At 48.6% G+C, this 12,747-nt stretch carries 11 protein-coding genes; 7 read left to right on the top strand and 4 right to left on the bottom strand.

Annotated features, from left to right (window positions below; all coding sequences use genetic code 11):
* Positions 1-79 precede the first annotated feature (79 nt).
* Positions 80-958 carry a LysR family transcriptional regulator gene (locus DS731_RS16515; RefSeq protein WP_119502365.1) on the bottom strand — a complete coding sequence of 293 codons (879 nt, stop codon included), beginning with the start codon at positions 956-958 and terminating at the stop codon, positions 80-82.
* 234 nt (positions 959-1,192) lie between these two features.
* Between DS731_RS16515 and DS731_RS16510 the strand changes: the two genes are divergently transcribed.
* The 3 genes from DS731_RS16510 (at position 1,193) to DS731_RS16500 (ending at position 4,049) form a co-directional block, all read left to right on the top strand.
* A complete protein-coding gene (locus tag DS731_RS16510; RefSeq protein WP_119502364.1) occupies positions 1,193-2,218 on the top strand; it encodes a hypothetical protein in 1,026 nt (341 codons plus the stop codon).
* A gap of 10 nt (positions 2,219-2,228) precedes the next feature.
* Positions 2,229-3,122, top strand: a complete 894-nt coding sequence (locus tag DS731_RS16505; RefSeq protein ID WP_119502363.1) for an AraC family transcriptional regulator — start codon at positions 2,229-2,231, stop codon at positions 3,120-3,122.
* A 102-nt stretch (positions 3,123-3,224) separates the two neighbouring features.
* Entirely contained in the window at positions 3,225-4,049 is an 825-nt protein-coding gene (locus DS731_RS16500) for a phytanoyl-CoA dioxygenase family protein (RefSeq protein WP_119502362.1), read from the top strand.
* A gap of 27 nt (positions 4,050-4,076) precedes the next feature.
* Here the strand turns inward: DS731_RS16500 and DS731_RS16495 are convergent, their stop codons facing one another.
* The gene (locus DS731_RS16495; protein ID WP_119503463.1) at positions 4,077-4,823 is read right to left on the bottom strand and encodes a TrmH family RNA methyltransferase; all 747 of its coding nucleotides are present in this window, start codon (positions 4,821-4,823) and stop codon (positions 4,077-4,079) included.
* A 176-nt stretch (positions 4,824-4,999) separates the two neighbouring features.
* On the opposite strand from DS731_RS16495, the gene rlmE reads away from it, so the two are divergent.
* Entirely contained in the window at positions 5,000-5,620 is a 621-nt protein-coding gene (gene rlmE, locus DS731_RS16490; protein ID WP_119503462.1) for a 23S rRNA (uridine(2552)-2'-O)-methyltransferase RlmE, read from the top strand.
* 70 nt (positions 5,621-5,690) lie between these two features.
* Here the strand turns inward: rlmE and fdxA are convergent, their stop codons facing one another.
* Positions 5,691-6,014 (bottom strand): ferredoxin FdxA, encoded by a 324-nt coding sequence (gene fdxA, locus DS731_RS16485; RefSeq protein ID WP_119502361.1) that lies wholly within the window; start codon positions 6,012-6,014, stop codon positions 5,691-5,693.
* A gap of 156 nt (positions 6,015-6,170) precedes the next feature.
* Between fdxA and DS731_RS16480 the strand changes: the two genes are divergently transcribed.
* On the top strand, positions 6,171-7,802 hold the full coding sequence (locus tag DS731_RS16480) for an NAD(P)/FAD-dependent oxidoreductase (RefSeq protein WP_119502360.1): 1,632 nt from the start codon (positions 6,171-6,173) through the stop codon (positions 7,800-7,802).
* Between the two features lie 32 nt (positions 7,803-7,834).
* Here the strand turns inward: DS731_RS16480 and DS731_RS16475 are convergent, their stop codons facing one another.
* Positions 7,835-9,733: a PAS domain-containing hybrid sensor histidine kinase/response regulator gene (locus DS731_RS16475; RefSeq protein ID WP_119502359.1), complete on the bottom strand. Its 1,899-nt coding sequence runs from the start codon at positions 9,731-9,733 to the stop codon at positions 7,835-7,837.
* 535 nt (positions 9,734-10,268) lie between these two features.
* Here DS731_RS16475 and DS731_RS16470 point away from each other — a divergent pair.
* Positions 10,269-11,288 (top strand): glycoside hydrolase family 43 protein, encoded by a 1,020-nt coding sequence (locus DS731_RS16470; protein ID WP_232373569.1) that lies wholly within the window; start codon positions 10,269-10,271, stop codon positions 11,286-11,288.
* Complete coding sequence (locus DS731_RS16465) at positions 11,288-12,718, top strand: sugar porter family MFS transporter (protein ID WP_119502357.1); 1,431 nt, start codon at positions 11,288-11,290, stop codon at positions 12,716-12,718. Before DS731_RS16470 ends, DS731_RS16465 begins: the two co-directional genes overlap by 1 nt.
* Positions 12,719-12,747: the final 29 nt, after the last annotated feature.

The following is a 12,747-nucleotide window of genomic DNA, read 5'->3' as shown; positions in this document are numbered from 1 at the left end:
TGACAATGTCTATTTAAAACAATGAGATAAAGATTAAACTTGCTGTCAATAATTTTGACAGCAGCCGCGTACTTTTACATCAGAAGTCAAAAAGGTAGTCACTCAGCTTATCGGCAAGCCAGGCCATGGCCGGGTTTTCAGCACTGCCGTTGAGGCTGACCATGCAATAATCTTCCTGAGTAAGGCCATAGGTATGGCGGATAACCGACAGGCGCTGCTCACGCAAATGATGGCGGATGAGTGGTTCAGGCAGCACACCCCAGGCACTTTCAGTCAGAATGGTATTCAGCATAAATTCAAAACTGGAGAACCCGATGTAGTGGCGGGAGAAGGGTTCAAGACTGGAGTTATTCTGCTCGTTCAGATACACCATCGCCGCCTGCATAGCATTGCGGAGATCTTCATCGGTTACCCGTTTCAGGCGGGTCAGAGGGTGGGAAGCACTGCACACCGACATCATACGAATTTTGCCCAGCGGCTTATAGCTTATTCTGGCATCATCGAAACGCTCGTAATCTACGCCAAAAGCATAATCCACCTGCTGGGTAGCAACCAGATTGGCAAGGTCACCGCTGGACGCCAGCACGAGGTTGAAGGACGTATTCGGAAACAGTTTATTCAGCGAGTGGATAAAGCCCTGCCAGACAGGGTCTGGTAATGAATCGTCCGGTGCAATCCATACTTCAGCGGCAAATTCACCGGTTACCTGCGCGCAAGTGCCGCGAATACGGGTGGCGGTGATGAGCATACTTTCGCAGTCTTTATAAATGGCTTTACCCACTTCCGACAGCTCAATTTTATTGCCTGTACGTACAAATAAATCCACACCCAGCTCACTTTCCAGCACTTTAATGGCCATGCTCAGTTTGCTGCGGTTACATTCCAGCTGACGGGCAGCTTCCGATACCGAGCCTGTTTCGGCGATGGCACAGAAAGCTTCAATCTGCGACAGGTTCATAGGGCTCCTGTTTAATGCCGGTGACTATCTGATGTGTTTGATCTGACCGGTGTGGTTAATCTGTCTGGTAGTGATTGATTGTACGTGTGAAACCGTCCCGCCGGTAGTCGCAGGTCAATGTATTTAATTCATAGTCCGGAGTCACTGCCATAAATTATCAGGCAGTTGTTGGTTTCACAGGTTTTGTGTGAAGATGACACTCTTAGAAAACGTCTTAAAAAGGAATGTCTGACAATGAAACCCTCCCTGCTGACCGCTTTACTCCTTTGCTTAAGCTCATTGCGGGTGGATGCCGGGGTCGTCAGGCATCAGTTTGACGAAAATGTGTCTTTTCAGGCCGTAAGCTGGCATGGCAGCCGCGTTGTGGCAACGGGTACACAGGGCGGTATTTACGTGTCAGAGGATAACGGCGCTCACTGGCAGAAAATTACTCCGCCGGCCGGGACGGATAACCGGCAATTCCGTGACAACCAGTCATTACCGGATGGCCGGTTACTGGTGATGAGTGCCGGTGAAGGTGCAGACTCCGGCGTTTTTCTCTCTGACACCATTTCTACCGCTGGTTCTTCTGAACCTGGCTGGCAGCAGGTCGCTGAGGGCGATACCCCGGAAGCATTTTTTGACTGTTTTTATATGGCCGGCAGTCAACACGGCTGGTTGTACGGCGATTCTGATGAAAAAGGGTTGTTTATACTAAACACCACAGACGGTGGCACGACGTGGCAGCGAACACCAATGCCGTTTACTGCAGAGAAAGGGGAGGGCGGCTTTGCCTCAAGCGGCACATGTATAAACGGGCAAGGTAGTACTATCGTTGCTGGCACCGGAAACAGTGCAGCGCCCCGCATTTTGCTGCTAAGAGATGGCAACTGGCAGAGTATCGGGAGTCCGTTCAAAGGCGGGGATGCATCCGGCATATTTTCTTTGCAACTGACCGGACAACACGTGTACGCCGCCGGTGGCAGCCTTATGGACGCCGCGTCATCTGCCACGGCCATGATTTACGACCTCAACGCGGAACGATGGACAGCATTGCCCGGGTTACCCTTACATGGCGCTGTGTATGGCTCGGCATTATTACCCGCTGGTGAAGATCACAGTTACTGGATCAGCAACCCTGAAGGTGTGGCTATGCTGAACTCCGGGGCAGGTAACTGGGAGATCATCAGTCTCAGTAACATCTGGAGCCTTGCCTGCCAGACCGGAAAAGGCTGCATTGGCGTTGGTAAAAACGGCATTATTGAGATTTATCCGGAGTAACTGCAGCGTTATGCAACAGCCACAACTCGAACTGGTCAGTTACAACACTGGCAGCTCATTTCAGCTGATGAGGCGGCGAGCAACCAATTTCCGGGACGATCACCAGCTGCATTTTCATCCCCAGTACGAATTAACCTGGATCATCAACAGTGCCGGTCTGCGTTACGTGGGTGACAGCGTGGAATATTATCAGCCGAACGATTTAGTGTTGTGCGGGCCTGATTTACCCCATTGCTGGCAGAATAATACAGTCAGCCATGCTCAACACGGTGAGAGTCAGGAAAACGCGCAAACAGACGCCGCCGAATGGTTCACCATTCAGTTTGACATCAGTTTGCTGCCTGCAGGCATGGAAGATATGGCAGAGTTTCAGGATATCGCCGGCATGCTTCGTCAGTCTGCATTCGGCTTGCAGTTTACCGGCGTGCCGGCTGAGATATTTTCGCAACTCAACGGATTGGCAACTGAAACCGGATTGGCCAGATACACCCGGTTGCTAACGTTACTGTCGTCACTGAGTGGCCTGAAAGCCCGCACCCTGGTGACAGCCGATTTTTTCCAGTACAACACAGTGAGTCAGGCGTCGGTAAATACACTGAACAAAGTTCATCAGTATATCAAAACCCATTTTGCTTCGTCGCTGTCACAAAGCGAAGTGGCTGCCTTGTCGGGTATGACACCCACCGCGTTCAGTCGTTTTTATAAGTCCGCCACCGGCCGCACGTTCTCTGCCATGGTGAAACTCATCAGAATTAACGAAGCCTGCAAAATGCTGGCGGGATCATCGCTGCCCGTTACCACCATCGCCCTGAATTGCGGTTATCAGCACACATCTCATTTCATCAGTCAGTTTAAAGACATCAAGGGCATGACGCCCGCCGCCTACCGGGCCCATTTGCAATAAAATTGAGTGCAAAAAACTGCTATGCAAAAGGTAAAATCCTTGTATTTAGTTTTGTAGCATGTTTGTAAATTGGTGTTTCTGTTAATCATCAGGACAATCACCATGAATCAAACGGACTATGGCCGTCAGGGCGACGACTATATTGTGTCACCGGAACAAAAGGCGCTTTATCAGGAGCACGGTTACATCACTCTGCGCAATGTACTTACCGGCGAAGAACTGAATGACATCGAACAGGAATTTGACCACTTTATTAGTGGAAGCGTGCCGGATATGGGACGTGACTTCTGCGATATGAGCGGTCCTTACGATCGTAAATTTGAAGATTTCGCGCTGGTGAATGCCATGCTGCCAACAAAATATGAACCTGCATTGCAGGGGAATATTTACGAGAAGCTCAGCGCTTCCATCGCAAAGCAGTTAATTGGCGACGATGCCACGCTGGATTACGATCAGTTTCTGGCAAAACGACCCGCCCGTCCCGATGCCAAATTTACTCTGCATCAGGATCTCGGTTACTGGCCCACCGGTACACCGGACACCATTACAGCGACCTGCTCACTGGCCGTTGATGATGCAAATTCTGAAAACGGCTGCTTGTATGTGATCCCGGGTTCACATCAGCAGGGATTGCGGGTGCATAAACCGGTGCACGGTAAAGACAGGGAAAGTTCGCACATTCTGGGTGTAGCACTGCTGGACGGGGAAACGCTGGTGGAATTGCCGCTCAACAAGGGCGACATTACTGTGCACAATGAGCTCATCCTGCACGGCTCTGGTGGGAACCGCTCGGAAACCAGCTGGCGGCGCACCTACATTACGGCTTTCAGAAGCAAAGCCTGTGTGGAATTTGAACGCCAAATCGGCTTTACCCATTCACATAATGACAAGGTGAACTGGGCCACGCATCTGGGCGCGCTGAAGTAGAAATCAGTACTCAGGCATGCCCTGTGGTTATAAGCTGTTGCTCAGCGACAGCTGATACACGCACATGCCTACCGCACTGGCCAGATTCAGTGATTCAATCTGGCCGTTGCCGGGAATGGTGAAGGCCTCAGCGCCGGCCCGGGCCAGTGCGTCTTCCGGTATACCGCGGGCTTCGTTGCCAAACAGATAGCAGGTAAAATCGTTGAACTGCGGGTCGCTGATGGCTTTACCTTTAAGATCGAGGCAGGCAAAGCGGGTAAAGCGTTGCTGACAATTATCCAGTGTAACGTCGGTTTCCACCGGCAGATGAAAAATCGCACCCATACTCGCACGTACTGCTTTAGAATTAAACGGGTCAACGCTGTTGGGGCTCAGTAATAACCGGAAGCCTCCGAACCAGGCCAGAGAACGTAAAATGGTGCCCAGGTTTCCGGGATCCTGAATTTCATATAAATAAATACTCCGCTCACCGGCGGTCTTATTCTCAGGTGCCACAGCATGGGCTGCCAGCGGCACTCTGGCAATCACGCCCTGCGGAGTTTTGGTATCGCTGAGTGAAGCCATTTGCCGGTCGGTGAGGGTAACCACATCAAAACGTGTGTCCAGCTCAATGCCACGGGAAAGCCAGCTTTCTGTTGCGTACAACGTGACAGTTTGCGCCATCAATGGCGAGCGTTGCAGTTCCTGAATTAAATGCTCACCTTCAACAAGATAAAAGCCAAACTGCGAACGGTATTTCTTCTGGTGCAGTTTTTTTACGTCGTCTAATTTCATGTGCAGGTAAGTTCCGGAAACAGTGTTGCAAAAAGCGGTAATAAGCTGCGCATTGTAGCCTGTAACCGCAGGGAAGTCAGGCAGGCTGTGAAGTTTGTTGGTTCGCTGCATTTGCAAAACTGCTGTGCGTGATTACAATGAACGCCGTTTTCCCTTTAGCTACTGCAGAACTGACTATGGCCCGCTCAAAAACCAGCAAAAAATGGATGGAAGAACACGTTAACGATCCCTACGTTAAAAAAGCGCAGGCTGACGGTTACCGTTCACGGGCAAGTTACAAGCTTCTCGAAATCAATGAAAAAGACAAATTGTTCCGTCCCGGCAGCGTGGTCATGGATCTGGGTTCTGCACCCGGTGGCTGGTCGCAAATTGTGGCGCCCATCGTTGGTGACAACGGGCGGGTGATTGCGTCAGATATTCTGCCCATGGACAGTATTATCGGCGTGGATTTTATTCAGGGCGATTTCACTGATGAAGCAGTTTATAACCAGATCCTGAATACCCTCGGGGATGACAGCGTGGATGTGGTGGTGTCTGATATGGCGCCGAACATGAGTGGTGTGAATACCACCGATCAGTATGCGTCTATGTATCTGGTTGAGCTGGCACTGGACATGGCCAGAAACGTATTACAACCGGGTGGCAGCTTCTGTGCTAAAGTGTTTCAGGGCGTAGGCTACGATGAGTACGTGAAAGATGTACGAACGTCATTTTCAAAAGTGGTGGTAAGAAAACCTGCGGCGTCCCGTCCGCGTTCCCGGGAAGTGTATCTGGTTGCTACCGGATTCAAGGGCTGAACCGGCTTGTATGCGCCAGCGCCAGCGCCAGCGGCGGCGCATACTGCATGCTAAGGCTGTTTGTCGCTGCTCAGCGTTCCAGCAGCGGCAGTTTGTCCGGCACACCGTTCCAGCTGTCGGCATCCTCCGGCGGCGCAATTACCTCTGTAATATTCGGCCATTGCTGACTCAGTTCCGCATTGATTTCCTGCCAGGGCTTTTGCTCTTCCGTCAAATGGGTATCCTGAATAATCGCTTCGGCAGGGCATTCCGGCACACATAAAGCACAATCAATACAAATAGCCGGATCGATAGCCAGAAAGTTCGGACCTTCAAAAAATGCATCCACCGGACACACGGCGACGCAGTCGGTGTATTTGCACTTCACGCAGTTGTCGGTTACTACAAATGTCATGGTTTATCCGCATGTCTGAAAATGTGGGCGGATTATAAGTGTAAAGCAGAGGGATCAAAAGACAAATGCCGGTGAATGTCTACCGGATCGTCAATATCTGCATTACACTATGCTGGCTCTGACAGACAGGCTGTCCGGCGAACCAGGAAATCCCTCATGTTGCGTTTAACCGATATAAAACTTCCCCTTGATCATAACGACGATGCATTGCCGCAGGCCATCATAAGTAAGCTTGGTATTGCTGCCAGTGATTTGCTTGAAACCAGTGTGTTTAAGCGCGGTTATGACGCCCGCAACAATAAAGACATTCAGCTGATTTACACGGTGGATGTATCGGTAAACAACGAGGAAAAATTACTGGAAAAATTTGCCTCTGATCAGCAGGTCAGAGTTACGCCGGATATGTCGTATAAGTTTGTTGCGCAGGCACCGGAAAATCTGAATAACCGCCCGGTGGTGGTGGGTCTCGGCCCATGCGGTATTTTCGCCGCGTTAATCCTCGCCCAGATGGGCTTTAAACCCATTGTGCTTGAGCGCGGTAAGGCGGTGCGGGAACGTACCAAAGACACTTTCGGTTTCTGGCGCAAACAGCCCTTAAATCCCGAATCCAATGTGCAGTTCGGGGAAGGCGGTGCCGGCACATTCTCAGACGGCAAGCTGTACAGTCAGGTAAAAGACCGCAAACACTACGGACGTAAAGTGCTTCATGAGTTTGTGGAAGCCGGTGCGCCGGAAGAAATTCTTTATGTGAGTAAGCCCCACATCGGTACGTTCAAGCTGGTGAGCATGGTTGAGAAAATGCGTCAGCAAATTATCGACCTTGGCGGTGAAATCCGTTTCTCCACACGGGTAGAAAAGCTCGATATGGATGAAAAAGGCGGCGAATATGCGGTGAAAGGCCTGCATTTGTCTGACGGCGGCTATCTGGCCTGTAAGCAGGTGATCCTGGCATTAGGTCACAGTGCCCGCGACACCTTCCAGAACCTGTACGACCAGGGCGTATATATTGAAGCAAAACCTTTCTCTATCGGTTTTCGCATTGAACACGAACAGAGCATGATTGATAAATGCCGTTTCGGTGATAACGCCGGAAACCCCATCCTGGGTGCCGCCGATTACAAACTGGTGCATCATTGTAAAAATGGCCGTACGGTGTACAGTTTCTGTATGTGTCCGGGCGGTACCGTGGTCGCGGCGGCCTCTGAGCCGGGTCGTGTGGTCACCAACGGCATGAGCCAGTACTCGCGCCATGAACGCAATGCGAACAGTGCCATTGTGGTAGGCATCACGCCGGAAGAAGATTATCCCGGTCACCCGCTGGCGGGTATTGAATTGCAGCGCAGGCTGGAAGAAATGGCCTTTAAAGCCGGTGGCGAAAACTACCATGCACCGGGCCAGCTTATCGGTGACTTTCTTGCCGGTAAGCCAAGCGCAGAATTGGGAGACGTCACACCGTCCTATACGCCGGGCGTTACATTGACAGATTTAAGCAAAGTGGTACCGGACTATGTCACTGACGCTATCCGCGAAGCCATTCCTGCGTTTGACCGCCAAATCAAAGGCTTTGCCAAAGCTGACGGGACGCTGACTGGTGTGGAAACCCGTACCTCGTCACCGGTTTGTATTAAGCGCGGCAAAGATTACCAGAGCGTGAACGTGAAAGGTTTGTACCCGGCAGGAGAGGGCGCAGGCTATGCCGGCGGGATCTGGTCTGCGGGCATTGACGGCATCCGCGTGGCAGAGGCGCTGGCTTTGGCATTTACTAACCAGGTTGACCTGCAGAGCTGACGATTTGCCGGTTGATGGGAGTGGTGAATAATTTAGCGTAGCCGGTAATCAGCGGTTTTCTTCCGCAAATATAAGTCCAGTCTACTGTATAGCTTACCGGCCTCAACGGGTTTAGCGAGATGTTCATTAAAACCTCCGTCAAGGTATGTTTTGATGTCCTCTGGCATCACGTTAGCAGTAAGTGCGAGTATGGGAATTGTGCTGTTATCGCGGCGAATCTGTTTACAGGCTTCAAGGCCGTCTAATTGAGGCATCTGAATGTCCATCAAAATTAAATCAGGTTTAAATATTTGAGTTAATTCAACGGCCTCATGTCCATTCTCCGCTACCCTGACTTCGGCATTGGTTTTCTCCAGCATTGATGTAATGATAACCTGATTAATATCATTATCTTCGGCAACGAGAATTTTTTTACCGGTGAGATCAGGGGCTCTGGCGTTTGATATTTTTATTGGCTCTGCCTTTTCGCCTTTTCCCAGAGGTAAAGTAACGGAAAAGGTAGTCCCTTTATCCTTCTGACTGGTCACCGTCAGTGTGCCATTCATCAGTTCTACCAGGCTTTTTGTTATGGCCATTCCCAAGCCGGTACCGCCATATTTGCGGGTGGTTGATGTATCTGCTTGTGTAAACCTCTCAAATAATCCGTCTATTACTTTTTGTTCCATACCAATACCTGTGTCGATAACCTGAATCGTCAACGCCGACGAGGCCGTGGTTTGCTCAGAGTACATTGCAACTGTGACGCTACCGGTATCTGTGAACTTTACTGCGTTAGAAATGAGGTTCGTGATAATTTGCTTTACTCTTACCGGGTCTCCCAACCAAACATCGTGTAGATTCTTTTGCAGAGAGCTTCGGAATACAATGTTCTTTGCCTTTGCACGGGGAACAAAATTGGAGGCGACCTCGTTTAACAGTTGTCTGATAGAAAATGCTATTTTTTCAAGGGATAACATCTCTGCCTCAATTTTTGAGAAATCCAGGATGTCATTAACTATCTTAAGCAGGTAGTAAGACGAAGTAAGCGCATTGCTTAAGAGTTTTCTGTCAGAAGACTTAGTCAATTCGTCATCAAGTAACTGAAGGGTGCCCAAAATACCATTCATAGGCGTACGAATTTCATGGCTCATTGTGGCTAGAAAGCGACTTTTGGCAATATTCGCAACTTCGGCCTTACTTTTTGCTGCTTCCAGCTCCAGAGATTTTTTAACCCGTTCAGTTACATCCTGAAATGTACCGAAAATAGTACTAATACTTCCTGTCGCGTCATGTTCTACCATTCCCTTACTATGCACATGTCGTACTTCACCGGACGGACGGACAATTCTTAACTTTACTTCCCAACCTTCTCCTTTTTTGATTGCCTCATTAATGTAATTCTGAACAATAGAAATATCGTCCGGATGGTAAAAATCGATGGCAGATTGCAGCGTTGGTTCATAATCACTTTTGCTCACGCCGTGAATGCGGTATATCTCATCGGACCAAAATACCTTTTCATTTACAACGTCAACACTCCAGTGTCCTAAGGAAGCAATCAATTCTGCTTGTTGCAACAATGCTTTTTGTTTTCTGTCTGCTTCTTCTAATGCCACCTTCGCGGTGATAATAGTCGCTGATGCAACTATTTCGGAATCTGAGGCGGTTTTTGCAAACCACTCAAGCCAGACATACTCCCCTGAGATAGTTTTGTAACGGTTCCGAAATCCCTCAACCGTGCATTTACTATTGAAAAGTGCAGCCAACGTGGCGCTGGTGACATCCCGATCTTCAGGGTGAACGTAAGATAAAAAGGGCTGACTCTTCAGTGCATCGAGGCTCCAGCCTAAACTGACGACCCAATAGTTATTCACATAGGTGTAATACCCGTCCTTGTTCGCTTTACAGACAAGCGTATTGAGGGAATCTAACAGGGACTCAGTATCAGACATTATTGCACCTCTTCCTTTCCTTTAGTGATGGCGGGTAACACGTCCAAACTTCAGACGAACATCGCGAACGTCATTATCCCTTTAAATACAAATAAAAGAAAAAGCAATTATTTCAGAATCTGCATTGAGGGGCTTATGTCATTGTAGCGCCAGATTTTGAAATCCCGCTAAGGTAAATTAAGTGAGTTTAACATTAAGGTAACATCACCTTCTGGATAACGCGTTCTTACAAAATTCTGTTCTTGCAACCATTTGGTTCAAATAGATAATTTATAGTGGTGATGGCTGTGATAGGAAAAATAGTGTTGTGAAGTTTATGTTATTCATTACCTCGTTGTCTTTTTATCGTTTTCGCAGCCGTTGATATTGCCGTTAATTTACTCTCCCTGCATTATCGGGCTATGCATTTTTCATCAATAACAGGGAGCGTAATATGACGTTTCAACCTAAACTCTCTTTAACCTTTTCAGCGATCCTGTCTGCACTCGTTCTGACAGCGTGTCAGCCACAACAACAAGATGTTGAAGACAAAGATATTCCGGTTCAAAAACATTCCGGAGATAAAAACTCAGTAAAAAGTGGATTAAGCGATCCTCTTGTTGAACATATTTATACCGCAGATCCTTCTGCACATGTTTTCAACGGACGCCTGTACATTTACCCGTCACACGATGTGGAATCAGGGATTCCCCAAAATGACAATGGCGATCATTTTGACATGCGTGATTATCATATACTCAGTATGGATGAGGTCGGCGGTGAAGTGACAGATCACGGTGTGGCTTTATCTGTGAAGGATATTCCCTGGGCCGGCCGACAGTTGTGGGCTCCGGATGCAGCTTATAAGGACGGGACTTATTACCTCTACTTTCCCCTGAAAGACAAAAACGATGTTTTTCATATCGGTGCTGCCACAAGTGACAAACCTGAAGGCCCCTTCGTGCCAGAGGCTGAACCCATTGAGGGAAGCTACAGCATGGACCCTGCCGTATTTAAAGACGATGACGGGGCTTATTACATGTACTTCGGAGGCATATGGGGAGGACAACTACAACGCTATGAAGGTGGTTCCTATAATGCTGAAGATGTCTATCCCGCAGATAATGCACCAGCGGTAAAACCTCGTATTGCGAAAATGGCCGCTGATATGCTGTCCTACGCAGAAACACCTAAAGAAATTGAGTTGCTGGATAAAGAAGGTAACCCAATTTTGCAAGGAGATAACGATCGCCGTTTCTTTGAAGCAGCCTGGATGCACAAATATAAGGGTAAATATTATCTCTCTTACTCTACAGGTGATACACATAAAATTGTTTATGCGACGGGTGACAATCCGTATGGCCCGTTTACTTATCAGGGGGTGATTCTGCAGCCAGTTATAGGATGGACCAATCATCATTCAATCGCTGAGTTCAAAGGAAAGTGGTACCTGTTCTATCACGATAGCTCATTATCAGATGGTCAAACTCACCTGCGAAGTGTGAAAATGACAGAGCTTACCTATAATCCGGACGGCTCTATCGTAACCATTGATCCTTACTTAGGGCAGAAGTGATGTTGGAATCAACTGCTCAGACGGCAAGTATGGATAAAGCCACGGAAGACAATATTAGTTTTGTTGTGTTTATTAGTATTGTTGCAACCATCGGTGGTTTTCTCTTCGGATTTGACAGTGGTGTCATTAATGGCACAGTTGACGGGCTGCAAAAGGCATTTAACTCACAAAGCGCCGGAACCGGGTTTAATGTATCCAGCATGTTACTAGGATGCGCAGCCGGCGCTTTCTTTGCTGGTCGTTTTGCTGACAAATATGGCCGCAGAACTTTACTGATTGTCTCTTCGGTATTGTTCATTGTGAGTGCCTGGGGCTCAGGTGTTGCTACATCCTCTTTTGAGTTTGTAATTTATCGTGTAGCAGGCGGCCTTGCTGTCGGGGCTGCTTCTGTAATGGCACCAGCTTATATCTCGGAGGTCTCTCCTGCCCGGTACCGGGGAATGCTGACGAGTATTCAGCAAATTGCTATTCTGAGTGGTTTGTTCTCAGCATTTTTAAGTAACTACATTCTTGCCGGCGAAGCGGCAGGCTCGACAAATAAATTGTGGTTAAATTTTGAAGCATGGCGTTGGATGTTCTGGATAGAGCTGATTCCGGCTACTTTGTTTTTCGTGATGCTATGGTTTATTCCTGAGAGTCCAAGGTTTCTCGTTTCGGGTAATCAGCCAGAACGCGCCCGAAAAGTGCTCAGGAAGCTGCTTGGCGAAGATGCTGCACAAGAAAAGTTCATTGAAATAAAAAAATCACTTTCTCACGACCATCGTCCACGACTAAAGGATCTGTTTGATAAAACAGCCGGCAGAGTGCGCCCGGTTGTGTGGGTGGGTCTGGGTCTGGCTGCATTCCAGCAACTTGTGGGTATTAACGTAGTTTTTTACTACGGAGCAGTGCTATGGCAGGCCGTTGGCTTTTCTGAGTCTGACGCGTTACTTATCAACGTTCTAAGCGGAGCTATCAGTATTTCAGCTTGTGTGTTGACCCTCCTCGTCATTGATAAAATTGGACGTAAACCCTTGCTGAAGTGGGGATCGATAGGCATGACTCTGACTCTCGGTGTGCTGGTAGTCGCTTTTATGAATGCCTCTCAGGGGGCCGGCGGCAAACTCATACTGGGAGAGTGGGGTACATTAGCCCTGGTTTCTGCGAACCTGTATGTCTTCTTCTTTAATATGTCCTGGGGACCGGTTATGTGGGTTATGCTGGGTGAAATGTTTCCGAATCAGATACGAGGTTCCGGCCTGGCTGTCAGCGGTCTTGTGCAATGGACGTGTAACTTTATGATTACTATTTCCTTTCCAGTATTGTTGGCAGGGACCGGCCTGGCAGGCGCATACGGGCTGTATACATTTTTCGCATTGCTTTCAGTCATATTTGTTATTCGTTTCATACACGAGACGAAGGGCAGAGAGCTCGAAAATATGGAGGGGTAATCTGTTTCTTCGGATAAACCATTGAATGC

It is taken from the genome of Alteromonas sp. RKMC-009 (genome assembly GCF_003584565.2).
Classification (GTDB): domain Bacteria; phylum Pseudomonadota; class Gammaproteobacteria; order Enterobacterales; family Alteromonadaceae; genus Alteromonas.
Note: the sequence above shows the minus strand (reverse complement) of the source record. Positions and strands in the feature narration are given on the sequence as shown.